The following is a 23,571-nucleotide window of genomic DNA, read 5'->3' on the forward strand; positions in this document are numbered from 1 at the left end:
CCGTCGGGCGACGCCACTTCGGTCACGCCGCCCTCCGTGCGGATAACGACTTGGCAAAGCGGAAATGCCCGCCCCGCCGCCGCCGTTACACGACAGACGCAAGAGGACCGAGGGAGGCACCGTACGGTGAACCACCAGGTGGCCCACGCGCCCCGGCTGGGCGCGCAACGTCTGCGTGCCCGAGCGCACATGCCACGACGGCTGCGCCGTGCGGGAACCCCGCGCCGGATAGCGATGCTCAGCGTCCACACCTCCCCGCTCCACCAGCCCGGCACCGGCGACGCGGGCGGTATGAACGTCTACATCGTGGAGCTGGCCAGGCGCCTCGCCGAGTTGGGCATAGAGGTCGAGGTCTTCACCCGCGCCACGACCGGCGGCCTGCCGCCGGTAGTCGAGCTGGCGCCCGGCGTCCTGGTACGGCACGTCGACGCCGGACCGTACGAGGGGCTGGCCAAGGAGGAGCTGCCTGCCCAGCTGTGCGCCTTCACCCACGGCGTGATGCAGGCGGAGGCCTCACAGCGGCCCGGTTACTACGACCTGGTCCACTCGCACTACTGGCTCTCCGGCCACGTCGGCTGGCTCGCCGCCCAGCGCTGGGGCGTACCCCTGGTGCACGCCATGCACACCATGGCCAAGGTGAAGAACGCCGCGCTCGCCAAGGGCGACACCCCCGAGCCCGCGGCCCGGGTGATCGGGGAGACCCAGATAGTGGCGGCGGCCGACCGGCTGATCGCCAACACCGAAGAGGAAGCCGAGGAACTCGTCCGGCACTACGGCGCCGCCCGCGAGAAGGTCGCCGTCGTCCACCCGGGCGTGAACCTCGACCGCTTCCGCCCGGCGGACGGCCGGGCTGCCGCCCGCGCCCGGCTGGGCCTGCCGCCGGATGCGGTGATTCCGCTGTTCGCCGGGCGGATACAGCCGCTCAAGGCCCCCGACGTGCTGGTCCGCGCGGTCGCCGTACTCCTGGACGAGGACCCCTCGCTGCGCGAGCGCCTGGTGGTCCCGGTGGTCGGTGGCCCCAGCGGCAGCGGCCTCGCCAAGCCGGAGCGGCTGCACAAGCTGGCCGCCCGGCTCGGCGTCGCCGATGTCGTACGGTTCCAGCCGCCGGTCGACCAGGACCGGCTGGCCGACTGGTACCGGTCGGCGAACGTGCTGGTCATGCCCTCGTACAGCGAGTCCTTCGGACTGGTCGCGATCGAGGCCCAGGCGTGCGGCACGCCGGTGATAGCGGCGGCGGTCGGCGGCCTGCCGGTGGCGGTGCACGACGGGCGCAGCGGCTTCCTCGTCTCCGGACACGATCCGGCCGACTACGCGCGGCTGCTGCGCCGCTTCGTCGACCAGCCGCGGCTCACCGACGAACTGGGCGCCGCCGCCGCCCACCACGCCCGCGCCTTCGGCTGGGACGCCTCCGCCGCGGCGACCGCCGACGTCTACGCGGGCGCGACCGCCCGACGCCGCAAGGTGTAGGCGGGTCGCCTACGATCAGTACATGAGCGAGCACGACGCAGCCCGCGCGACCGTGGAGCAGGCGCTGAAGGACGCCGGGCTCGAATGGGACACGCCGGACGGCGCCTCGGGCACGTACGTCGTGCAACTGCCCGGCACGCGCAAGCTGTCGACCACCTGCTCGCTGGTCGTCGGCCGCCACACGCTCTCCGTGAACGCGTTCGTGGTACGCCGTCCCGACGAGAACCACGAGGCGTTCTACCGTTGGCTGCTGGAGCGCAACACCCGTATGTACGGAGTGAGTTACGCGATCGACCGGCTCGGCGACGTCTACCTGGTCGGCCGGCTGCCGCTGGCCGCGGTGACGGCGGAGCAGGTCGACCAACTGCTGGGCGCGGTGGTGGAGAACGCGGACGGCAGCTTCAACACCCTGCTGGAGCTGGGCTTCGCGTCAGCGATCCGCAGGGAGTACGCATGGCGTACCGCCCGCGGTGAGTCCACCCGCAACCTGGAGGCGTTCACCCATCTGACGCGGGACGTGTAGGGCTGGCCCGGCGGACCCCGCGCGGGCAGGGCACCAGCGGATTTCGATTAGGCTCACATCCATGGCTGCTGCTCCGTACAAGCTGATCTTGCTCCGCCACGGCGAGAGCGAGTGGAACGCGAAGAACCTGTTCACCGGCTGGGTGGACGTGAACCTCACCGAGAAGGGCGAGAAGGAGGCGGTCCGCGGCGGTGAGCTGCTGAAGGACGCCGGCCTGCTCCCCGACGTCGTGCACACCTCCGTGCAGAAGCGCGCCATCCGCACCGCGAACCTCGCGCTGGAGTCCTGCGACCGGCACTGGATCCCGGTGCACCGCTCCTGGCGTCTGAACGAGCGCCACTACGGCGCCCTGCAGGGCAAGGACAAGGCGCAGACGCTGGCGGAGTTCGGCGAGGAGCAGTTCATGCTCTGGCGCCGCTCCTACGACACCCCGCCGCCGCCGCTCGAGGACGGCTCCGAGTTCTCGCAGAGCGACGACCCGCGCTACGCGTCCATCCCGAGCGAGCTGCGCCCGCGCACCGAGTGCCTCAAGGACGTCGTCGCCCGCATGCTGCCGTACTGGTACGACGCCATCGTGCCGGACCTGATCGCCGGGCGCACCGTGCTGGTCGCCGCGCACGGCAACTCGCTGCGCGCCCTGGTCAAGCACCTCGACGGCATCTCCGACGCCGACATCGCGGGCCTGAACATCCCCACCGGCATCCCGCTCGCCTACGAACTGGACGCCGACTTCCGCCCGATCACCCCCGGTGGCACCTACCTCGACCCGGAGGCCGCCAAGGCCGCCATCGAGGCGGTCAAGAACCAGGGCAAGAAGAAGTAGCCCGGAACGATCAAGCCCTCTACCTGCGGGTTCTCCGCTGGTAGAGGGCTTGATGGTGTGCTGGGGCCGTCTCTGGGCCGTCAGGTGGGGGACGGGCCGGACCGGGCCGTGTCGAAGACGGCGGCCACGGCCTTGCGGGTGCGCTCCTGGCTGGACGGCATGAGATGCGCGTACACGCGGAGCGTCAGCCCCGGGTCCGAGTGACCGAGGTACTCGGCGAGGGCCTTGATGTTCTCTCCGGCGTCCAGGAGAACCGAGGCGTAGAAGTGCCTCAGGGCGTGCATGCCGTTCTCGCGGGACTCGGCGTACGACTCGCCCGGCTTCCGCTCGGGGATCACACCGGCCTTCGCGAGTGCTCGCTTCCAAATCTCTTCGTTGAGGGACGTACGCCAGACGTGTCCGCCGCGCGGCCCGGTGAAGATCAGCCGCTTGGTTACTGGAGGCCCATCGGCCACCTTCCACGGCAAGGTGATCTCGACCGGCGGGAACCGCTTCATGTGCTCGCGGAGCGCATCGGCGACCGGCCCGGGCAACGGCACGTCCCGGAGCTTGCCGCCCTTGGGCGGAGCGAACACGGCCTTGCTCCGGCTCAGCTTGAGCTGCTGGACCACGTGGAGCGTGTCCGACTCGAAGTCGATCGCATCGACGGCGACGCCGAGGATTTCTCCCTGCCGGAGCCCGCAGCCGCCGCCCAGGTCGACCATGGCCTGGAAGCGCTCGGGCATGGCGGCCCGGACGGCGAAGAGCCGTTCCGGCGTCCAGGGGACGACGCGCTTGTTGTCCACAGTCGGCGGCCGGACCGAGCGAGCCGCGCACGGATTCCGGGGAAGGTGGCCGTCGTCCACGGCCGCGCTCAGGGCGGCGCGGACGTTGGAGTAGATCGTCCGGGCGTACGAGCCGCGGACGCCGTTCTCCTGGAGCTGCCGTACCCAGTCACGGACGTGAGCAGGTTGGAAGGAGCCCAGCGGGCGGGATCCCAGATACGGGAAGGCGTGCAGCCGGAGCTGTGACTCCATCGAGGCCTGGGTGTTCGGATCGGCGCCCTGGGTGGCCACCCAGCGTTCCGCGTACTGCTGGAACGTGATCCGGGCCGCACGCGGGTCGATGTACTGCCCGCGTGCCATGTCCGCCTCGATGTGCGCCAGCCACAGATCAGCCTGCCGCTTCTGCCGATCGGGGAAGCTCTTGGACTTCTCCGTCCCGTCCGGGCCGACGTAGCGGGCGCGGTAGCGCATGCCCGTGCCATAGCGCTCGGTCTTGGCCTTGTGGGCCTTGCCGTCAGGGCCGACCTCGGTCTTGTACCAGCGGTCTTGGATGTGTCCGGCCATCAGGCCGCCACCCCCTCGCGCTGGGCGTCCACCCAGGCCCGCACGTCCGCCGGGTCGAAGCGCAGGTGTCGGCCGACGCGGAAGCCACGGGGGCCGGTGCGCTTGCGACGCCACTGGTAGACCGTCTCAACGCTGGGCAGATCGAACAGCTCCACCAGGTCGTCAGGGGTCAGGTACCGCGACGGCAGGACGCGAGGTACGGCGGTTACTTCCGCCACGGTGAGGCGTCGGTTAGCCACGGGTGGACTCTCCTTCCGTTCCCAGCGCGGGTGTGAGCGTGGCGGCGAGCCATTCCTCGCCACGGGTGAGGCCGGTTCCGGCGAAGGCCCAGTGAGCGAGGACCAGCGTCGTCTCGTCGGGTTCGCCGTCCGTCGGCCGGTTCTCGGCCTCGTTGCGAGCCGTGATGGCTTGAAGTCGTCGCCATTCGGCGCGGGCGGTGCGGAGTGCGCCGAGGGTGGCGGAGTAGCGGCGGGTTTTGGTGGAGAAGTGGCCGCGGAAGCCGAGCATGTGCGCCCAGGCGCGGAGCCGGAGATCCTCCAACTCCCGCCGCCCGCCGAGCGCCCAGGCGGTGCGGATCATGCGTCGGGCGTGGTCGCTGATGGCGAGGCGGGCCAGCTCGGCGAGGAACTTGATCGGCCGATCCAGGGTGCCGGTCGCCGACTCGGCGCCCTTGGTGGCGTACTTGGCGATGTAGGCGGCGACCGCGCGATCGGTCAGCTCGGCTTGGCCGTCGAAGTCGACGGTGCGGATGGTGCGGACGTCGAGCTGGCGCCCGAAGGTGAAGACGTGTTGGCGTCCGTCGACGGCCGGGCCGGTGATGCGGGCGGTTGCAGCGGCAGCCTGGATCGCGTCGGTTAGCAGCTCGGCGGTCGCCCAGGCCGGGGGAGGGGTGGTGCCGCCGTCCGGGCCGTCGAGGCGGATGACGGCGTGGAAGTGGACCAGGCCGCGCCGTTGGTACTCGGCGACCTTGGCGAAGCTGACGCGTGCGTACTGGCGGAAGGCGCGTTGGGTCAGCCCGGCGCGCTTGGCGATCTCGCGGCGCAGGTAGATGGAGAAGCGCCGCCATAGCGCACCGGCGTGGGCGTTCCAGAGCACCGCGGCTTCGTAGTCGTACGAGTCCGGGTCCAGTGGTGTACCCAACTCGGGGGCTTCCAGCGGGTGTTGGGTTCCGCAGCGGCAGCGGCCGGAGTCCGGGCGGTTGTGGACCGGGCCGAAGCTGGGCGCGGTGAAGGTGGCGAAGACGCGGGGGTGTGTGGCGACTTGCTCCGGGGTGCCCTTGCCTCCGCGCAGTCCTGCGGTGATGAGCTGGTAGGTGTCGCGGCGGTAGACCTCGGCGCAGGCCGGGCAGCGGGTGGTGCGGCGGTTGTTGCAGCGGACCAGGAGGTGACCGGCGGGGAGCTGGTCAGAGGTGATGTGGTGGAGGAGTGGGCCGATCTCGCCGGTGGCGGTGTCCAGTGCGTACTCGGAGCGGTGGCCGTCGAGGCGGATCGGGTTGGTGCAGCCGCCCAGGCCGGAGAGCTGGCGTGCCAGCGCGGGCATGGTGCCGAGCGAGGCGAGCATGCCGAGTTCCGGCAGCGGGGGCGGGGTGGCCCGGGTGATGATGGTTGTCTCCTTTGCGACTTAGGTCGTGAGGGGTGGGCTGCCGGGGCGGCGATGCTTGGCGGTATCGGGCCGCCCCGGCAGTTGCGGATCAGCGATGGCGCGGGGTGCCGAGCAGGGAGCGCAGGACCACGGCGGCGACCGCCACGGACACGGCCCCGACGGCCACAGCGGTGACGAGGGCGGTCAGCACGATGCCGACCAGGACGACGGCGGCGACCGCACCGACGCCGAGCCCGACAACGGGGGCGATCCCGCGGGTCGGAGGCGCCGGGATGTGGGCGCAGGGGCAGGCCGACTCATGACCGTGCACCACGGCGGTTGTCGTGTGGGTGCGCGGCTCGGGAAGTGCGGGGTAGGTGGGGCGGAGCAGCATGGCGCTGGTCCTTTCAGCGGTGGGTGCCGTTGACGACGCCGACGCCCGTGCGGGTGCCGCTGTCGATGGCGGGGGCAAGGAAGGTGTGGGCGAGGTAGAAGCCGAACAGGGCGATCACGACGGCGACCCACAGGCGGATGTTCATGAACTTGATCGCGGCCCAGGCGACGACGCCGAGCACGACGACCAGGGGCAGGCTGACGGTCACGGGGGGCCTTTCAGCGGATGGGGCAGCGGTGGGTACGGGCTGCCAGTTCGGCGGCGGCGCGGGAGTCGTAGTCGCTGGAGAAGCCGCAGCGGGGCGCGGTGCAGGCGGCGGTGTGCTTCTCACGGCCGCGGTTGTCGTAGGCGGTGCCGACCTGGACGGGGCCGATGCGGGTGACGTTGCGGAAGCGGCGGTTGGCGGACACGGGAGGACTCCTTTCAGAGCTGGGCGGCGATGGCTTCGGCGAGCGGCGCGGGGACGCCGAGCTGGGCGCGCAGGGTCGGGGTGTCGATGGACCGCCCGGTGCGTTCCTGGTGGGCGGTGGCGAGCTTGCGGGCGTGTTCGACCAGGGCGGCGGGTACCGCGGGCGTGGTCGGTTGGTCGGCCGGTTCCGGCGGTGCTGGAGCGGGAGTGCCGCCGTCCGCCTCGGCGCGAGGAGCCGTTTCTTCCTCGTCGGTCAGGTCCAACTCGGCTGTTATGGCGGGTGGTTGGGCGTGCCGAGGTGTCGTGGCCGTGTGCGCGAGGAGTGTTCCGCCGAGGAAGGCGACGGCGGGCCATCCGGCGACGAGGATGCGCAGCCAGGCCGGGACGGCGCCCAAGTCGAGCAGCCCGGCGGTGGCCACGTTCGCCCCGAGCGAGGCGGCAAGCGCGATCACGAACCAGCACCACCCGGCCGCCTTGGACGAGCCAGTTCGCAGCCGCCGCCAGGCCGCGACGAGTAGCAGGTCGACCGAGACCGGATAGGCCCAGGCTTTCCAGCCGTTCTGGCCGGCCGCCGAGGCGATGTCGTGCAGGTGGGCGAAGGACAACGCGGCGGCGATGACCGCCTGGACGAGCACCGCGTCAACGCGGGCCAGGTGAGCGCGCATGGCGCGGTCTCCTTCCTGGTTCAGGCATGGCGGGGGTAGGGACGTGGCGTGAGGCGGTCACGCCGACCGTTGGAGGGGGAGGGGGTTAGTCGGTCACCGGTAGCGGCTTGACCAGCGACACCGGGCGGTCAACAGGCTGCACGGGCACGGCGGGCCGGAACGGATCAAGCGCGGGAACGTCCGGCACGAGGTGAGCCGTCTCGGCGCAGGCCGCCGCAGCGTCGCCGAGCGAGAGATATGGGGTGCGGATGCGGGACCAGCCGCCGGAGGTGTCCCCGGCGACCGCCAGGCCCGGCATTTCGGGGGCGATAGCGCAGGCCGCGCCAACGGCTTGGGGGGCGATGTCGCCGAGCGCCATCTTGGCGGAGGCTTCGTCGTTCACCCGGTGACAGACCCGGCCAGTGAGCTGGGCGCGGAGCATCGTGGCGCCCTTGCCCAGCTCGGCACCGAACCGCTGACCGCACACCTCCAGGTAGATCCCGGCGGCACGGCCGAGTTGGGCAAGGCGGATGAGCTGGGTGACCATCTCATCCCGCCGTTCCTCGTCCTTCTTCGTGGCGACCAGGAACAGCTCGGCAACCTCGTCCACCAACAGCACGACGGGAACAGGGCGTTCGGCCTCGGGCAAGCCCCAGATGTCCGAGGTGATCTCCTCATCCGGGGTGCCCGGCGCGATGCCCTGCCGGGCCTTGATCAGGTCGTACCGGGCCTCCATCAACTCGACCAGCACCGGCAGCAGTTCAGCCGCCTGCTCCGGGTCCGTTGCCAGCGCCGACAGCCGAGGAGCGAACGGCGCCAACTCCACACCCCGCTTGCAGTCGATCCCCACCAGCGCCACCGGTTGAGGAGCGAGCCCGGCGACCACGTGCCGCAGGAACATCGACTTACCCGACAGCGTGGCACCCAGGGTGAGTTGGTGGGGTATCGCGCGATAGTCCCGCACGAACGCCGTCGCGTCCTCCCGCAGCGCCACCGGCACCTTGAGGAAGTCGCCGCCGGTCTTGCGGGGCATGCGGACTTTCCGCAGCACATCGAAGCCGACCAGCCGCAACTCGACCACGCCCGGCTTGACCACGGTGACGTACACGGCGTGAACGCCCCAGGCATGCCGCAGCCGTTCCGCCGACGCCGCCACGTCCGCCGGTTCCTGCCCAGGCGCGAGCCGCAGTCGAAGCCGCATCCCGGTCGAGGTCGGCCGGATCATCCCGCGCCGTGGCGGGACGGGCCGCACCTCCTGCCGGGTGGTCGCCTGAACCAGCAGAGCCCGGAGCCTGGACGGCTGGACGGTCAGCCCGCACGCGTCCATGGTCGAGCCGTACGAGCCCAGCAGCTTCGCCGTCGAGACCGGCAGGCCGAGCGTGCACCAGTAGGCGGCCGGGTGCCGGGCCCGGAGGTAGGCAGCCCCGCCACCGAACGCGGCGACCGGACCACCCACCTCCACCAACGTCATCAGATCGGACACGATCAGGCCCCCACCTCAGCCGGGAAGGAAGCCGGAGCCACCACCTCGGCCCGGTAGGCGATCCCGTGCCGCTGCTGACCGTTGAACGTGGATTCCCACGGCCGCGCCACCAGACCCACGAGCGAGACCGGAGCCCCGACCGCCAGACCCTCGGTGACGCCCCGCTCCGGAACGGTGACCTTGATCAGCGAGGACCCACCGCCCTCGATGTAGACCACGCCGAGCGTCATCAGCGTCTCGCCGGTGACCGAGTCGGTGGCGATCTCGCCCGACTGCCGGTCCTTGACCTTCTTCTCCGGAGCCTCGGTCAGCAGGATCGTCGCCGCCGAGGTCTCCACACGGATGGAACGCACAGAACTACTCCCTTGCGAGCTGCCCCTCTGCATTCGATGAGGGGTGCAATTGCTGACGAATAGCTACGCAACGGGAGGTTGACCGCATACGGACTGGGCGCGATACGCTCTAGGAGCGTTGTGCCAACGACGCACCCGGCCTGAGTGGGCTGCCTCCCGCTCAGGCCACATTCATGTCTGTGGCCCTTATTGCTCGCGCCCCGGTGCAGGTCTGCCTTCCTGCTCCGGCGCGTTCGCATGCCCGCATCACCCACTCCGCCGGATGCGGAGGAGTCTGCCGACACTCACCACAGTAACCCGTACTCCAAGTACTGTCTAGTACTTCACGTACTAGTCCGCACTTCCTGTACGCCCAACTCGCTTGCAAGCGACCGCAACTGATCCGACGGCGGCTGACTCATGGTCAGCAGGTCCGTCACGAGCTGCTTCACACTTGGCATGGCGCGGACCATCTCAGGTGAGAGGTGGCGGGCCTTCAGTAGCGCGGAGACAGCGCTGTCGACCTGCCGACGTTGCGCATGCGCACGCGCGATGTCGATCTGGAACCGTGTCTGTCGCTCGGAGGAGAGCACCGACGCGTCGATGCTCTCCGCGGCCCTGAGAGCCACTCCGGCGTCACCAAGATCGACGGCGACCGAGACCTCATGAAGCCCGACGTTGGTGGGACCGAACTCGGTGTTGTAGTCGTTGCGCCCGGAGCCAACCTGGTCAGCCATGCCCCGGGCGTCCCGCAGGTACGCGTACGCGGTCTCGGCGTCGTTCGCCTTGGCTGCGGCTACTGCCCGCTGCAAGGTCAGTGCCCCGCGCAGGGCGACAGCTTCGATCTGCCCCGAGTCCGCCAGGGGACGGAGTGCGTCAGCGGCAGTGCCGGAGGCTTGGGCGGCCTGGTCGAAGTGGCGCGCACCGAGAAAGACGATGGACAGCCGGAACTCACCGGCCGCCATCAGCAACGGATCGTTGGCCCGTTCGGCGGCGACCACCGATCGGTCGACGGCGATCCAGGCCGCCTCCGGTTCTCCCATGTTTGCCAGGGCGGCACTGCACGTGTGGTACATCGCGGCCAGCAGCCGGAAGAGCTCAGGCCGTTGTTTCTCCGGAGTCGATCGCGCGGCTCCTTCCAGCCTGGGGACCAGCCGTTCCAACAGGTCTGCCAAATCCGCGTACTTGGCCTGGTGCGTCAGTTCCCATGCGCGGTCGACCTCAGACCGAAGCGCAGGCACGTCCGGCGGCTCGTGGTGCCCGAGGATCGCCTTCAGAGAATGGGCGGCGCTCAGCACTAGGCGCAGGCGGCTGGCCCCCGGGGGCTCACCTTCGGCCACCGATGCCACGATCGGCGCTTCCGCCGCCAGTTCCGCCAAGGGCAGTTCGAGGACTTCGGCGACCTTCTCCAACACCGTCATACGGTCGATGCGGCGTACACCCCGCTCTACCTGGGACACCCAGGCTTCGGAACGGTCCAGCAGGCGAGCGAACTCTTTCTGTGAGAGCCCACGGCGCTTGCGGTTGAAGGCGATCTTGCGACCAAGCGCCTTCTCATAGTCAGTGCTCAACGTCCACACCCTTGCCGGACACGAAGTCCAAGCGATCGACCTCGGTTGAGGCAAGGTACTGCTCGCGCGCGGAGAGGAATGCCTTCACGTAGTCCTTCGACTCGTGAGCTTCGAAGGCGTCCTTGTCCCGGTAGAGCTCGTAGAAGATGCGTTCCAGCGGGCGACCGTCAACCCGGTGCACCGTGTAGATCACCGTCCCGGGCTCGTTCGCGCGGATCTGTTCGCCGGTCTGCGCCACCAAGGAATCGAACTCGGCAGCCGCCGACTCGTCCTTGCATGTGAAGCGCACCATCAGCCCGAACATCCGGTTCCCCTCTCGATTGATGTCTCAGCTCAGCACCACACCTCGGCGTGAACGCTATGCGCCAGGCGACCCGCACGAAAAGTGCGATCCCGCACTCGGAGTACCCGCACACTCGGTACGGTGCTAGTACTAATTGTACGGCTCACTGCGATCCGCGTCAGCAGGACGAGGTAGTTGGCGCAGAAATCCGCAGGTCACCGAGATGGAGGCGGTCCATGCCCGAGTACCGACGCACCTTTCCCGGGCGGCCGGAGGAGCTCCGCAATGTCCGCCAGTGGACGCGACACATCCTGAGCGGCAGTCCGCGTGTCGAGGACGCCGCCCTGGTTGTGACCGAGCTCGGTTCCAACGCCCTTCTCCACACCGCGAGCGGCGACGAGCCCGGCACCTTCCGTGTCTCGCTAGCCACGTCTGGCGGAGGCATCACGGTCTCGGTTGCCGACCTCGGAGCCGCGAAGAACGAGCCGAGCGTCCAGGACCCCGCCGAAGAGGACCCCCACGGCCGCGGGCTCGGGCTGGTCGTTGCTCTGGCTCAGCACGTCGACATCGACGGCGACGAGCACGGCCGCACGATCACCGCCTACTTGATGCCAGTGCCAGCTGAGCCGGTGATCGCGTGCTGACTCTCTTCAACTACTGGTGCGAAGCCGTCGCCCACGTAGGGGAGAGCGGAAGCGCCCACCTGCTGAGCACGCAACCGGCCAGCACGCCACGCCTGGCGCTGCGTTGGCTCCGCGGTCGCGTACGGGATGTCGCCGACCAACTCGACTCGGCGCCCGCTCGACCGGCCAGTCACTGGCTCGAGGACCAGGTCGAGCACGAACGCGCCTTATCCGCACTAGCCGCAGGTGAGACGTACGCCTTCATCCTCGCCGACGACACCACCCGATACGTCCTGTCAGTCCGCCCTATAGGGACCGCACGATGAAGAACCCCGACCTCAACGTTCGCCGCGGCTACTGGTGCGAGTGCTGGACCACAAGCCCCACAACTGGCAGTGCTCCTGGTCTCTTTGCTTCGTTCGAAGCGGTCACCGCCACACAAGCTGTGCGATGGATCAGGGGGGTCCTACAGACTATTGTGTCGGCCCTTGAACCAGACGCAGCCGATCGAGCCTGGGCCTGGATGACCAGCGGCTACGTGGCTGCCATCGGCGACCTGGAGCGCGCCCAGCCATGCGCCTTCGCCATCACTCACGCCAGCACCCGCATCGAGTGGACCGCCCGACCAGTGCTCTTCCTGACGCTGGCCCACCGCCAAGGGGGCAACCTCCCAGACTGCACAGAGCAGTTCTGTGGCCATGCCAGGTGATGCCGCACTTGGCTGGCGCCTACGGTGGAACGACCAGCCAGCCGAGGGGAACCGGTGATCGTGAGCATCCAACGCCCGCACTCTGTGAGCGTTGCCGGAGTCATCGTCGATGGGCAGGGTCGGGCTCTGCTCATACAGCGTCGGGACAACGGCCACTGGGAACCACCCGGCGGAGTCCTGGAGGCAGGGGAGACGATCACGGAAGCCCTCCGGCGCGAGGTGCTAGAGGAGACCGGGATCACGATCGAACTCCCGGCAACGCTCACAGGCGTCTACAAGAACATGACCGGCCTGGTCGTCGCCCTCGTCTTCCGCTGCAAGGTGATCGGCGGCAGCCTCACGACTGGAGCAGAGACCCTGGCACTGCGCTGGGCCACTCGCGACGAGGTGTGCCAACTCGCCGAGGAGGTATACGCGATCCGCGTCCTGGACGCACTCGAAGCGGCATCCCCACCCGCCGTCCGTGCGCATGACGGCGTGAAGCTCGTCTAGCACTGGCTCGCCAACCCCAGGTACATGGCGAGTAACAACCTTCTCTACGGGTTCAAGGCCCGCGCACAGCGCGGGCGCGCGCCGCCTCTGCGGCGCGGCCTGCCTCCTGTCTTCGCCCCGGCTGGCCGCGCCCGGCGGCGCGCTGCGTGCAGCGGGCGGACGAGAGAAACCCCCCTGTGGCTGGGGCGGTCGGCTCCGCGACTTTAGCCAGCCACTTTGGCGCGAGCCTCGAAGATCACGGCCCCAACGTCGTGCTTTACCGGGCAGGTCCACAGACTGCCCGACGCGCCGGAAGCTTACGGGGCCGTGATCACTCGCGCCAAAGCAGCTCCCGGCCAAAGTCGCTACGCCGACCGCGTGCCTAGGCTCACGCTTCACACCGCGTCTCGCTCCGTACTCACAAGGCAACCATCAACAGCTCGGCGTCCGTCGCTAGAATTGTTCAGATACCAAGGAGGTCCACATGTCCGAGAACCGTGCTTCCGGGCCCGTTGCCTTAACCCTTGCCGCGCTGGGCGCGGTGCTCTTCGCGCTCGCGCTTCAGATCCAACTGGCGGGGCACGAGACGTACGTCGATTCGCTGCTCCGATTCGCCGGAACTGCGTGGGGCCTGGCCTTGACCGTGGCCGCCATCGAGTGGCAGACCCGCCGTCTCAGTCGTGACTGACGTCAGCCCCAGGCGGCAGCCGTTGCTGTACAGCACCGAAGTACAGCAACCTCCCCAACCGCAGGTAACCCGAAGCACCCGTCAGCGGCCCATCCCTGGCCTCTTTGACCGCCGTTGACCGATCTCTCTAGAGCTACGGATCAGAAGCTCGTCCCCCCCGGCGGTCGGGTTAGCCGGGCCGTCTCTGGGCCGTCCGAGGTCGCTCGACAGTGGCCAGCAACGACCAATGACGACCAGTCAGAGGCGGACGTCCAGCGCCACAACCAGCCAAATCCCAGGCTGCCAAGATCACCGACAAGACCCAGGGCAAGAAGAAGTAGCCCCGTGCCCAAGTGAGTTGGGCTGTGCGGCAGTGGAGTCGGGGCCCCCCCACCCCGCTGGGGGGGGGGCCCGACTCCGTCAATGGGTTCGTCTTCTTCCTGCGTCAGCCGCAGGACCCTCCGCACTGGCACGGGCCGCCCGACTGGCATCCGCAGCTGCAACCGGGACCGCAAGCGCATCCACTCATCAACACCCTCCTCGGTGTGGAGCCCAAGCTACGTGCCAAACACACGTGCTGGCGCTCAGTGAACGCTCGCACCCCCCGGCGCATCAAGGGCGCGTGGCGGCAAGTTTCCGACGCGCCGCCCGCGCCCTCGCGCTGCCGGGTCAGGAGCCGTCCGCGGCGGAGGACTGCGACGAGGTCAGCTCGTCCGCGTGCTCACCGGTCACCAGGTAGACGACCCGGTTCGCCACCGACACCGCGTGGTCGGCGAAGCGCTCGTAGTACCGACCGCACAGCGTCACGTCGACGGCCGTCTCGATGCCGTGCTGCCAGCGGTCGTCCAGCAGGTGCTGGAAGAGGGTGCGGTGCAGCTCGTCCATGCGGTCGTCGTCCGCCTCCAGCTGCAGGGCGGCGTCCACGTCCTTCGAGACGATCACCTCGGCCGCCTTCGCCATCAGCCGCTGCGCGAGCTGGCCCATCTCCAGCACCGTGCTGTGCAGGTCGCGCGGCACCGCGGACTGCGGGTAGCGCAGCCGGGCCAGCTTGGCGACATGCCGGGCGAGGTCCCCGGAGCGCTCCAGGTCGGCGCTCATCCGCAGGGACGTGACGACGATCCGCAGGTCGGTGGCGACCGGCTGCTGCCGGGCGAGCAGGTCGATGGCCCGGTTCTCCAGTTCGCGCTGGAGATCGTCCACCCGCTCGTCGGAGGCGATCACGTTCTCGGCGAGCTTGAGGTCCGCGTCCAGCAGCGCGGTGGTGGCCCGCCCGATCGCAGAGCCGACGAGCCGTGCCATCTCGACCAGGCCGTCGCCGATCGAGTCCAGCTCCTCGTGGTAGGCGTCCCGCATCAGTCTTCCTCTCTTGCAGCCGCGCCCGTATGGCGGTACGAGTCTCGGCCACCCACGGTGCTTCGTACACGCGTCCCGGCCGGGCACCCAGAGTGAACCGATCCCGACACCACGGTGAACTCTTGGCAACGAGTGTTCGAGTCCCTCCCCGGAAGGCTGTGGACCAGTCATTCCACCCGCCTAGTCTTGACGGCATGGACGTGAACGCGGCAATCGCCGCAGCCAGTGCGATCGGCGGTGTGTGTACCGGTGCCGCCGCCGTGCTGGCCTTCCGCTGGAGCGAGCGCGAGCAGGCGCGTCCGACCCGTACCTCGCTGCACACCGAGGCGGTGCTGCCGCCCGGTGTGGACACCGTGCTGTCCGTGCTCCGCTCCTCCGCGGTGGTGCTGGACGAGGGCGACACGGTCGTCAAGGCCAGCTCGGCCGCGTACGCGCTGGGGCTGGTCAGGGGCGGCCGGCTGGCCGTCGACCGGATGCTCCAGATGGCCAGGGAGACCCGGCGGGACGGCGAGATACGGCAGGTCGAGCTGGACCTGCCGCGCCGCAGCGGGCGCGGCGAGCCCCTGGCGGTCTCCGCCCGGGTGGCGCCGCTCGGCTCCCGGCTGGTGCTGCTGCTGGTCGAGGACCTGACCGAGGCCCGCAGGATCGAGGCGGTGCGACGGGACTTCGTCGCCAACGTCAGCCATGAGCTGAAGACCCCGGTGGGCGCGCTCTCCCTGCTCTCCGAGGCCGTGATGGACGCGGCCGACGACCCGGAGGCGGTCAACCGCTTCGCGGGCCGGATGCAGGTCGAGGCCACCCGGCTGACCAGCCTGGTCCAGGAGATCATCGACCTGTCGCGGGTGCAGAACGACGACCCGCTGGAGGACGCCGAGCCGGTCGCGGTGGACGACCTGGTCGCCGAGGCCATCGACCGCTGCCGCCACCCGGCCAACACCAAGCAGATCACCATGGCCACCGCGGGCGCCCCCGACCTGTACGTGTGGGGGCACCGGGGCCAGCTCGCCGCCGCGCTCGGCAACCTGGTCGAGAACGCGGTCAACTACAGCCCGGCCCGTACCCGCGTCGGCATCGCCGGACGCCGGGTCCCGGCACCGGGCGGCGATCTGATCGAGATCTCCGTGACCGACCAGGGCATGGGCATCTCCCAGGCCGACCGGGAGCGGATCTTCGAGCGGTTCTACCGCGTCGACCCGGCGCGCTCGCGCGCCACCGGAGGCACCGGCCTCGGCCTGTCGATCGTCAAGCACGTGGCCGCCTCGCACGGCGGGGAGGTCACCGTGTGGAGCGCCGAGGGACAGGGCTCCACGTTCACCCTCAGGCTGCCGGAGGCCGGGAGCGCCCGCCCCTCCGACCGCCGCGACGACGCCGCGGGCACATCGGACGCCGACGCGCCCGACGACGGTGCCGGGCATCGCGTACCGCCTGGCGAGCCGTACGCGACCACCACCCCAACCCCGACCCATGCAACCCCCCATCCTGCTCCGGAGGTCCTTCCGTGACCCGAGTGCTCGTTGTCGAGGACGAGGAATCGTTCAGCGACGCACTGTCGTACATGCTCCGCAAGGAAGGCTTCGAGGTGGCGGTCGCGGCCACCGGGCCGGACGGTCTTGAGGAGTTCGAACGCAACGGCGCCGACCTGGTGCTGCTCGACCTGATGCTGCCCGGTCTGCCCGGCACCGAGGTCTGCCGCCAGCTGCGCAACAGGTCGAACGTCCCGGTGATCATGGTCACCGCCAAGGACAGCGAGATCGACAAGGTCGTCGGGCTGGAGATAGGAGCCGACGACTACGTGACCAAGCCGTTCTCCTCGCGCGAGCTGGTCGCCAGGATCCGCGCTGTGCTGCGCCGCCAGGGCGAGCCGGAGGAGGTCGCCCCGGCGGCCCTGGAGGCAGGGCCGGTCAGGATGGACGTCGACCGGCACGTCGTCACGGTCTCCGGCGGCAAGGTGGACCTGCCGCTCAAGGAGTTCGACCTGCTGGAGATGCTGCTGCGCAACGCGGGCCGGGTGCTGACCCGGATGCAGCTCATCGACCGGGTCTGGGGCGCCGACTACGTCGGGGACACCAAGACCCTGGATGTGCACGTCAAGCGGCTGCGGGCCAAGATCGAGCCGGACCCCGGCGCGCCGCGCTACCTGGTGACGGTCCGCGGCCTCGGCTACAAGTTCGAGCCGTAAGCCACGGCGGCCGATACGCGGAAGCGCTCGGCGCGCCGGACTCTCCCGGCGTGCCCGGCTTGCCCGAGGCGCCCGGCTTCGTCGAGGCCGAGCCGGACGGGTGGGCCGAGGGCGCGCCGGAGGCGGGGGTCGACGGGGTCGCCTCGACGCCCGGGCCGAACGGCTGGAAGTAGTGCGTGGCCGGGGTGACCTGCGGGGCGAGGCTCACCTGGCCGGTGCTGCTGAAGTTGAAGACGGTGCTCTGGAAGTTGCCGGGGGTGATGCCCTGGCTGCTGGACAGCATGGCGGTCGGGTTGCCGCTGCCGCCGAGCGTGACCGAGCCGTTCGCCGGGATGTTGATCGGACCGGTCTTGCCGTCCGCGCCGGTCAGCTTCACCTGCTGCGCGGCGCCCTCGACGGTGATCCCGGTGAGCTGCTCCGGGCTGCTGCCGTTGTTGAAGACGCGGGCGGTGACCGTGGCAGGTCCCGTACCGTTCGGCTCGGTGATGATGTAGGCGTTCTGGATCTTGATGTTGCCGACGGACGTGGCGACGGAATCCGGCTTGACCTCGAGGGTCTGCGAGTCGCTACCGGCCCCGCAGGCGGCGGCGAACGGGGCGAGGGAGAGAGCGAGAACGGCGGCGACAGCGCCGCGTCGAAGGCTGCGGCTCACGGCGGCGGCATCTCCTTGGACGACTTGGACGAGTTACGGCGGCGGGCTTCGGCGGCCGTCGCGGTGCCCGGTGGCGCCGTGTAAAGCCGCACTAAGGATCTTCCAGCGCGCTTAGGTTACCGAGCCGCCGATGCGGTGCCGCACCCGGCCACCCCTTCGCGGCCCCGCCTCACCCACGCGGCGGTTGAACGGCCGCCCGTGGGACCGCCCCGGGAGGAGCCCCGCGGCGGTTCCCCAGCGGCCCGTGAGGGGATTGCGTTCGCTGATTCCCAAGGGGTGATTGCGGTGCTTGTCCGGCGGATGTCCAGCGCTTGTCCGGCAGCTGAAGATCAATCCGAAGATCAATTCTGTCGGCTGTACCACTAGACCGGTTATCGGAATCTGTCCAAATGTGGATCACCCCCGGGAGCGCTAATTCGCCATTTCGTGCGGGGAGGGTGGTGTCGAAGGTGTGAAGGGGGCCGGGAACGGCCCGAACCGGTCCGTGGTTCGGTGTCCGATCTCCGAACGGAGTAGCGGAAGTGCACTCATGAGTGGGTGGCAAAGCGGGACGAAACGCCCCTCGATCGGAGCTTCCAGACGCGTAACGTGCGCGTTTCGACTCGCCCGCACAGCCGCTCCGACCTGCGGATACCTGTCCAGAACCGTTCCCTCCAGCACGATCCGGTCGCACTTGTCAAGCCCTGAGATATGCCCTGACCTGCGAAAACGCCATTCAGATGAGGCCGTTCCCGTGTTACCCTGGATAGCCACGGAAGGGGTACCTGTCACATGACGTTCAAGGTTGGCGACACCGTGGTCTATCCCCATCACGGGGCCGCGCTGATCGAGGCCATCGAAACTCGCCAGATCAAAGGCGTGGACAAGACCTACTTGGTGCTCAAGGTCGCCCAGGGCGACTTGACGGTACGTGTGCCCGCGGACAATGCGGAGTTCGTCGGCGTACGCGACGTGGTCGGTCAGGACGGGCTGGATCGGGTCTTCGAGGTGCTGCGCGCGCCGTACACCGAAGAGCCGACCAACTGGTCCCGTCGCTATAAGGCAAATCTGGAGAAGCTCGCCTCCGGCGATGTCATCAAGGTCGCTGAAGTCGTGCGCGACCTGTGGCGTCGTGAGCGGGAGCGTGGGCTGTCGGCCGGCGAGAAGCGCATGCTCGCCAAGGCCCGCCAGATCCTCGTCAGCGAACTCGCGCTGGCCGAGAACACCAACGAGGACAAGGCCGAAGCGCTCCTCGACGAAGTTCTCGCGTCCTGACGCCTGGGGGTCCGGGGGCAACCCCTGGGACACCCAGTCTGCCGCGGTGCCCGGTCTCGTAGCCGGGCGCTGCGGCATGTTTGTCAGGTCCGCCGTGGCCCGAGATCCGGGCGTATGGCGTACACCGACATCTGGCATGCTGAGCGCGTACGTACAACGCGCCGCTGCGCGCGCCGTGCGTGCCGGGCCCGGGCAGCCTGCCCCGCGTCGGCGGGGGTGTGCCACTGCGGCTTCACGGAAGGGGTCCGCGGTGACACCGTGCCCGGCACGTTGAGGCGATACCCAACTCGGCCAAGGACGCAAACCTGACTCCCACCCCGCTGCCCGCGACCCCGCCCGCGCCGCGAGCGGTCGCGGCCGTCATCCCCGCCGCCGGACGAGGCGTCCGGCTCGGCCCCGGCGCGCCCAAGGCGCTGCGCACCCTCGGCGGCATCCCGATCCTGGTGCACGCCGTGCGGGCGCTCATCCGCGCCCGCGAGGTCTCCCTGGTCGTGGTGGTCGCCCCGGCGGACGGCGTGGCCGAGGTGCGCGGCCTGCTGGACACCCACGGCCTGCCCGAGTCCAAGCAGATAAAGGTCGTCGCGGGTGGTGACACCCGCCAGGACTCGGTGCGCCTGGGTCTGGCCGCCCTTCCCGACGACGTGGACGTCGTCCTGGTGCACGACGCCGCCCGCCCGCTGGTGCCGGTCGAGACGGTGGACGCGGTGGCCGCGGCGGTGCGCGCCGGAGCCCCCGCCGTGGTGCCCGCGCTGCCGCTGGCCGACACCGTCAAGGAGGTCGTCCCCGAGCCCGGTGGCGGCCCGGAACCGGTGGTGGGCACGCCCGAGCGGGCCCGGCTGCGCGCGGTGCAGACACCGCAGGGGTTCCGCCGCGATGTGCTCGCCGAGGCGCACGAGAAGATCGCGTCCAACGGTGACGGCGCAACCGACGACGCCGGCATGGTCGAGCGGCTCGGCGTCGAGGTCGTGGTCGTGCCGGGCCACGAGGAGGCCTTCAAGATCACCAGGCCGCTTGACCTGGTGCTCGCCGAAGCGGTGCTCGCCCGCCGGAGGGCCAGCGATGCCTTCTGACGTTCCGGTGATCCCGCGCATCGGCGTCGGCACCGATGTGCACGCCTTCGAGGAGGGGCGCGAGCTGTGGGTCGGCGGGCTGCGCTGGGACGGCGAGCCCTACGGCCTGGCCGGTCACTCCGACGCCGACGTGGCCGCGCACGCCGCCTGTGACGCGCTGTTCTCGGCGGCCGGGGTCGGCGACCTCGGCGCGCACTTCGGCACCGACCGCCCGGAGTGGGCCGGTGCCTCCGGGGTGGCGCTGCTGGCCGAGGCGGCGCGGATCGTCCGCGCGGCGGGTTACGAGATCGGCAACGTCGCCATCCAGGTGATCGGCGTCCGCCCGAAGATCGGCAAGCGTCGCGACGAGGCGCAGCGCACGCTGTCCGAGGCGATCGGCGCCCCGGTCTCCGTCAGCGGCACCACGACCGACGGCCTCGGCCTGACCGGCCGCGCCGAGGGCCTGGCCGCCATCGCCACCGCCCTGGTGCTGCCCCGCGCCTGACGCCCCGTCAGTGCTGCGTCCGTACGGGTGTGGAACACGGTGGATCGTACGTGTCGTACTACTTCGTCCCGGTATGCCAGGGTACGTACACAACGGCCCGACGTACCACGCCCGAAGGGGACCGCCATGGCAGCTGCACTCTCCGACGACCTGAAGAAGCTCCTCGACAGCCCGGTCTTCGTCGTTCTCGCCACCATCCAGCCGGACGGCAGCCCGCAGCTGTCCCCGGTGTGGTGCAAGCGCGACGGAGACGACGTGCTGATCTCGACGACCATCGGCCGCCGCAAGGAGAAGAACATGCGGCGCGACCCCCGCGTGACCGTCCTCGCGCAGCCCTCCGACGCGCCGTACACCTACGCCGAGATCCGCGGCGAGGCCATGCTGACCACCGAGGGTGGGCCGGAACTGATCGAGGAACTCTCCCGCAAGTACACCGGCAAGCCGTACGCCGAGTTCAACCCGGCGTCCGTGAACGACGCCCAGCGGGTCGTGGTCCGCATTACGCCGCGCAAGGTCGTGGGAAGCATCTGAGTCGCCGAACGCGTTCACACATTTCGGTACGGCGGAAAACACGGTCGGGATCGCTCGCCACTACCCCCGAACGAGAGCGCTGACGCGCCCGCCGTCACATTCTTGTGTCCCCGCGGTCCTATTGGACGCAGGGCACCCCGTCACGCCCACTACCCTTGTTGCCGTGACTATTCGCCTGTACGACACCAGCGCCCGCCAGGTCCGTGACTTCACCCCGCTCGTGCCGGGCTGTGTCTCGATCTACCTGTGTGGTGCCACCGTGCAGGCCGCCCCGCACATCGGGCACATCAGGTCGGGGCTCAACTTCGACATCATGCGGCGCTGGTTCGCCTACCGCGGCTATGACGTGACGTTCGTCCGCAACGTCACCGACATCGACGACAAGATCCTGGCCAAGTCGGCCGAGCAGGGCCGCCCGTGGTGGGCGATCGGCTACGAGAACGAGCGCGCCTTCACCGCGGGTTACGACGTGCTGGGCTGCCTGCCGCCGACGTACGAGCCGCGGGCGACCGGCCATGTTCCCGAGATGATCGAGATGATGCGCGAGCTGATCGAGCGGGGACATGCCTACGCCGCCGACGGCAACGTGTACTTCGACGTGCGCTCCTTCCCTGGCTACCTGTCCCTGTCCAACCAGGAGCTGGACAACCTGCGCCAGCCGGAGGGCGAGGGCGAGACCGGCAAGCGCGACCCGCGGGACTTCGCCATGTGGAAGGCGGCCCGCCCGGGTGAGCCGAGCTGGCAGACACCGTGGGGCCCCGGACGGCCCGGCTGGCACCTGGAGTGCTCGGCGATGGCACACAAGTACCTGGGCTCGGCGTTCGACATCCACGGCGGCGGGATCGACCTGATCTTCCCGCACCACGAGAACGAGATCGCACAGGCGGTGGCCTGCGGAGACGAGTTCGCGCGGTACTGGGTGCACAACGCCTGGGTCACCATGAGCGGCGAGAAGATGAGCAAGTCGCTGGGCAACTCGGTGCTGGTCTCCGAGATGGTCACCCGGTGGCGGCCCATCGTGCTGCGCTACTACCTGGGGTCCGCGCACTACCGCTCCACGATCGAGTACAGCGAGGACGCGCTGCGCGAGGCGGAGGCGGCGTTCGCGCGGATCGAGGGTTTCGTCCAGCGGGTCACCGAGAAGGCGGGGAAGGTCATCCCTCCCGCCGCCGAGGTGCCGCCCGCCTTCGCCGAGGCGATGGACGACGACCTCGGGGTGCCGCAGGCGCTGGCGATCGTGCACACCACCGTCCGCCAGGGGAACTCCGCGCTCACGGCCGACGACAAGGAGTCCGCGGTGGCGCGGCTCGCCGAGGTCCGTGCGATGCTCGGAGTGCTGGGTCTGGACCCCCTGGACGCGCAGTGGGCCGGTACCGACCGTGGTGACGACCTGCACGGGGTCGTCGACTCGCTGGTGCGTCTCGTGCTGGAGCAGCGCGAGAGCGCCCGCGCCCGCAAGGACTACGCCACCGCCGACGCCATCCGGGACCAGCTCCAGCAGTCGGGTCTGGAGATCGAGGACACACCGTCCGGCCCCCGGTGGTCGATCGGCTCGCGGTGAGCGATCACCGCACCCACCGCCCCGCGGAGCCAACGGTTCCGCAGCGGGGCCCGGGGGCCGCAGTGCCCCCGGGATCCACCCCGCCCACAAGTTTTGGCTCGAAGAAGAAGTGAAGGTGCCCCATGGCCGGGAACAGCCAGCGACGTAACCGCCGCACCGCGTCCAAGAAGGGCGCCCAGGTCGGTAGCGGCGGTCAGCGGCGCCGCGGCCTGGAGGGCAAGGGCCCGACCCCGCCCGCCGAGATGCGCAAGGGCCACGTCAAGCAGCGCGCCGCGCAGGCCAAGGCCAAGCGGGCCGTCACCGCCCAGCGGCGCGCGGCGGGCGGCAAGGGCGGCAAGTCCGCCTCCGAGCTGGTCGTCGGCCGCAACCCGGTGGTCGAGGCGCTGCGCGCCGACATCCCGGCGACGGCGCTCTACGTCCAGCAGTACATCGACAACGACGAACGCGTGCGCGAGGCGCTCAAGCTCGCCACCGAGCGCGGCATCCCGTTGATGGAGGCGCCGCGTCCGGAGCTGGACCGGATGACCAACGGCATCAACCACCAGGGTCTGGCGATGCAGATCCCGCCGTACGACTACGCCCACCCCGACGACCTGACGGCCGCCGCCGCCGACCAGGACGAGGACGCGATGATCGTCGCGCTCGACGGTGTGACCGACCCGCGCAACCTCGGCGCCGTGGTGCGCTCCGTCGCCGCCTTCGGCGGGCACGGCGTGGTGGTTCCGGAGCGGCGCGCGGCGGGCATGACCGCGGGAGCGTGGAAGACCTCGGCGGGCACCGCGGCGCGCGTCCCGGTGGCCCGGGCCACCAATCTGACCCGCACCCTTGAGGCCTACCAGAAGGCGGGCCTGATCGTGGTCGGCCTGGCCGCCGACGGCGACGTCGAGCTGACGGAGCTGGAGGCGCTGGACGGCCCGGTGGTGATCGTGGTCGGCAGCGAGGGCAAGGGCCTGTCCCGACTGGTCGGCGAGACCTGTGACCTGCGGGTGCGGATCCCGATGCCGGGCGGCGCGGCCGAATCGCTGAACGCCGGTGTAGCGGCGGGCGTCGTGCTGTACGAGGCGGCTCGCCGCCGGGCGCAGGCGTAGCGCCTGCCCGGCGGGTTCGGCGGCGGCGCGGTCGGTTAATGCGACGGCCGCCGCACCGGCCGTCCAAGATCCGGGTTTTGACTGGAACTTT

The 23,571-nt window shown here is 70.0% G+C and carries 28 protein-coding genes; 15 read left to right on the plus strand and 13 right to left on the minus strand.

The genetic code is table 11. The annotated features are described in order from the left end of the window. The first annotated feature begins 189 nt into the window (after positions 1–189). The 3 genes from mshA to P3G67_RS26915 all read left to right on the plus strand — a co-directional run bounded on the left by mshA (position 190) and on the right by P3G67_RS26915 (position 2,813). A complete protein-coding gene (gene mshA / locus P3G67_RS26905; RefSeq protein WP_269858515.1) occupies positions 190–1,467 on the plus strand; it encodes a D-inositol-3-phosphate glycosyltransferase in 1,278 nt (425 codons plus the stop codon). A gap of 22 nt (positions 1,468–1,489) precedes the next feature. Next, on the plus strand, positions 1,490–1,990 hold the full coding sequence (locus tag P3G67_RS26910; protein ID WP_276095811.1) for a type III secretion system chaperone family protein: 501 nt from the start codon (positions 1,490–1,492) through the stop codon (positions 1,988–1,990). Between the two features lie 61 nt (positions 1,991–2,051). Continuing rightward, on the plus strand, positions 2,052–2,813 hold the full coding sequence (locus P3G67_RS26915; RefSeq protein ID WP_276095812.1) for a phosphoglyceromutase: 762 nt from the start codon (positions 2,052–2,054) through the stop codon (positions 2,811–2,813). A gap of 80 nt (positions 2,814–2,893) precedes the next feature. Here the strand turns inward: P3G67_RS26915 and P3G67_RS26920 are convergent, their stop codons facing one another. The 11 genes from P3G67_RS26920 to P3G67_RS26970 all read right to left on the minus strand — a co-directional run bounded on the left by P3G67_RS26920 (position 2,894) and on the right by P3G67_RS26970 (position 10,859). Beyond that, on the minus strand, positions 2,894–4,141 hold the full coding sequence (locus P3G67_RS26920; RefSeq protein WP_276095813.1) for a tyrosine-type recombinase/integrase: 1,248 nt from the start codon (positions 4,139–4,141) through the stop codon (positions 2,894–2,896). Then, positions 4,141–4,380, minus strand: a complete 240-nt coding sequence (locus P3G67_RS26925) for a helix-turn-helix transcriptional regulator (protein ID WP_276095814.1) — start codon at positions 4,378–4,380, stop codon at positions 4,141–4,143. The genes P3G67_RS26920 and P3G67_RS26925 overlap by 1 nt, the downstream gene beginning before the upstream one ends. Then, positions 4,373–5,701 carry a replication initiator gene (locus P3G67_RS26930; protein ID WP_276095815.1) on the minus strand — a complete coding sequence of 443 codons (1,329 nt, stop codon included), beginning with the start codon at positions 5,699–5,701 and terminating at the stop codon, positions 4,373–4,375. Before P3G67_RS26930 ends, P3G67_RS26925 begins: the two co-directional genes overlap by 8 nt. A gap of 130 nt (positions 5,702–5,831) precedes the next feature. Further along, on the minus strand, positions 5,832–6,116 hold the full coding sequence (locus tag P3G67_RS26935) for a hypothetical protein (RefSeq protein ID WP_276095816.1): 285 nt from the start codon (positions 6,114–6,116) through the stop codon (positions 5,832–5,834). Positions 6,117–6,129: 13 nt separating this feature from the next. Beyond that, entirely contained in the window at positions 6,130–6,324 is a 195-nt protein-coding gene (locus P3G67_RS26940) for a hypothetical protein (protein WP_269854143.1), read from the minus strand. Between the two features lie 10 nt (positions 6,325–6,334). Beyond that, positions 6,335–6,526 (minus strand): mobile element transfer protein, encoded by a 192-nt coding sequence (locus tag P3G67_RS26945; protein ID WP_276095817.1) that lies wholly within the window; start codon positions 6,524–6,526, stop codon positions 6,335–6,337. 13 nt (positions 6,527–6,539) lie between these two features. Beyond that, entirely contained in the window at positions 6,540–7,190 is a 651-nt protein-coding gene (locus tag P3G67_RS26950; RefSeq protein ID WP_276095818.1) for a DUF2637 domain-containing protein, read from the minus strand. A gap of 85 nt (positions 7,191–7,275) precedes the next feature. Next, entirely contained in the window at positions 7,276–8,652 is a 1,377-nt protein-coding gene (locus P3G67_RS26955) for an FtsK/SpoIIIE domain-containing protein (RefSeq protein ID WP_276095819.1), read from the minus strand. A gap of 2 nt (positions 8,653–8,654) precedes the next feature. Next, positions 8,655–9,005, minus strand: a complete 351-nt coding sequence (locus P3G67_RS26960) for an SCO3933 family regulatory protein (RefSeq protein WP_276095820.1) — start codon at positions 9,003–9,005, stop codon at positions 8,655–8,657. A 323-nt stretch (positions 9,006–9,328) separates the two neighbouring features. Continuing rightward, positions 9,329–10,564, minus strand: a complete 1,236-nt coding sequence (locus P3G67_RS26965) for a helix-turn-helix domain-containing protein (protein ID WP_391858357.1) — start codon at positions 10,562–10,564, stop codon at positions 9,329–9,331. Beyond that, positions 10,545–10,859, minus strand: coding sequence for a putative quinol monooxygenase (locus P3G67_RS26970; RefSeq protein WP_276095822.1), 315 nt, complete (start codon positions 10,857–10,859; stop codon positions 10,545–10,547). The genes P3G67_RS26965 and P3G67_RS26970 overlap by 20 nt, the downstream gene beginning before the upstream one ends. Positions 10,860–11,074: 215 nt before the next feature. Here P3G67_RS26970 and P3G67_RS26975 point away from each other — a divergent pair, with 215 nt between their 5' ends. The 4 genes from P3G67_RS26975 (at position 11,075) to P3G67_RS26995 (ending at position 13,329) form a co-directional block, all read left to right on the plus strand. After that, complete coding sequence (locus P3G67_RS26975) at positions 11,075–11,482, plus strand: ATP-binding protein (protein WP_276095823.1); 408 nt, start codon at positions 11,075–11,077, stop codon at positions 11,480–11,482. After that, positions 11,476–11,787, plus strand: a complete 312-nt coding sequence (locus tag P3G67_RS26980) for a hypothetical protein (protein WP_276095824.1) — start codon at positions 11,476–11,478, stop codon at positions 11,785–11,787. Before P3G67_RS26975 ends, P3G67_RS26980 begins: the two co-directional genes overlap by 7 nt. Before the next feature lie 443 nt (positions 11,788–12,230). Further along, positions 12,231–12,662, plus strand: coding sequence for an NUDIX hydrolase (locus tag P3G67_RS26990; RefSeq protein ID WP_276095826.1), 432 nt, complete (start codon positions 12,231–12,233; stop codon positions 12,660–12,662). Positions 12,663–13,125: 463 nt separating this feature from the next. Next, positions 13,126–13,329, plus strand: a complete 204-nt coding sequence (locus tag P3G67_RS26995; RefSeq protein WP_276095827.1) for a hypothetical protein — start codon at positions 13,126–13,128, stop codon at positions 13,327–13,329. Positions 13,330–13,977: 648 nt separating this feature from the next. On the opposite strand, the gene phoU is transcribed toward P3G67_RS26995, so the two are convergent. Then, entirely contained in the window at positions 13,978–14,661 is a 684-nt protein-coding gene (gene phoU / locus P3G67_RS27000) for a phosphate signaling complex protein PhoU (RefSeq protein WP_276095828.1), read from the minus strand. 194 nt (positions 14,662–14,855) lie between these two features. Here phoU and P3G67_RS27005 point away from each other — a divergent pair, with 194 nt between their 5' ends. Then, the gene (locus P3G67_RS27005) at positions 14,856–16,163 is read left to right on the plus strand and encodes a sensor histidine kinase (RefSeq protein ID WP_276095829.1); all 1,308 of its coding nucleotides are present in this window, start codon (positions 14,856–14,858) and stop codon (positions 16,161–16,163) included. Continuing rightward, complete coding sequence (locus P3G67_RS27010) at positions 16,160–16,840, plus strand: response regulator transcription factor (RefSeq protein WP_269858474.1); 681 nt, start codon at positions 16,160–16,162, stop codon at positions 16,838–16,840. Before P3G67_RS27005 ends, P3G67_RS27010 begins: the two co-directional genes overlap by 4 nt. Here the strand turns inward: P3G67_RS27010 and P3G67_RS27015 are convergent. Next, positions 16,749–17,492 (minus strand): hypothetical protein, encoded by a 744-nt coding sequence (locus tag P3G67_RS27015; protein ID WP_276095830.1) that lies wholly within the window; start codon positions 17,490–17,492, stop codon positions 16,749–16,751. The two genes, P3G67_RS27010 and P3G67_RS27015, sit on opposite strands and share 92 nt — an antisense overlap. Before the next feature lie 771 nt (positions 17,493–18,263). Between P3G67_RS27015 and P3G67_RS27020 the strand changes: the two genes are divergently transcribed. From P3G67_RS27020 to rlmB, 6 genes are all read left to right on the plus strand, one after another. Then, complete coding sequence (locus tag P3G67_RS27020) at positions 18,264–18,746, plus strand: CarD family transcriptional regulator (protein ID WP_222975880.1); 483 nt, start codon at positions 18,264–18,266, stop codon at positions 18,744–18,746. 305 nt (positions 18,747–19,051) lie between these two features. After that, entirely contained in the window at positions 19,052–19,816 is a 765-nt protein-coding gene (gene ispD, locus P3G67_RS27025; RefSeq protein ID WP_276095872.1) for a 2-C-methyl-D-erythritol 4-phosphate cytidylyltransferase, read from the plus strand. Further along, positions 19,806–20,300 carry a 2-C-methyl-D-erythritol 2,4-cyclodiphosphate synthase gene (gene ispF / locus P3G67_RS27030; protein WP_269858476.1) on the plus strand — a complete coding sequence of 165 codons (495 nt, stop codon included), beginning with the start codon at positions 19,806–19,808 and terminating at the stop codon, positions 20,298–20,300. The genes ispD and ispF overlap by 11 nt, the downstream gene beginning before the upstream one ends. 126 nt (positions 20,301–20,426) lie before the next feature. Continuing rightward, positions 20,427–20,831: a PPOX class F420-dependent oxidoreductase gene (locus tag P3G67_RS27035; protein ID WP_276095831.1), complete on the plus strand. Its 405-nt coding sequence runs from the start codon at positions 20,427–20,429 to the stop codon at positions 20,829–20,831. Between the two features lie 163 nt (positions 20,832–20,994). Further along, the gene (gene cysS / locus P3G67_RS27040; protein ID WP_276095832.1) at positions 20,995–22,392 is read left to right on the plus strand and encodes a cysteine--tRNA ligase; all 1,398 of its coding nucleotides are present in this window, start codon (positions 20,995–20,997) and stop codon (positions 22,390–22,392) included. A 122-nt stretch (positions 22,393–22,514) separates the two neighbouring features. Continuing rightward, positions 22,515–23,480: a 23S rRNA (guanosine(2251)-2'-O)-methyltransferase RlmB gene (gene rlmB, locus P3G67_RS27045; RefSeq protein ID WP_276095833.1), complete on the plus strand. Its 966-nt coding sequence runs from the start codon at positions 22,515–22,517 to the stop codon at positions 23,478–23,480. Positions 23,481–23,571: the final 91 nt, after the last annotated feature.

The sequence above is a fragment of the Streptomyces silvisoli genome (assembly GCF_029269905.1).
GTDB classification, from domain to species: domain Bacteria; phylum Actinomycetota; class Actinomycetes; order Streptomycetales; family Streptomycetaceae; genus Streptantibioticus_A; species Streptantibioticus_A silvisoli_A.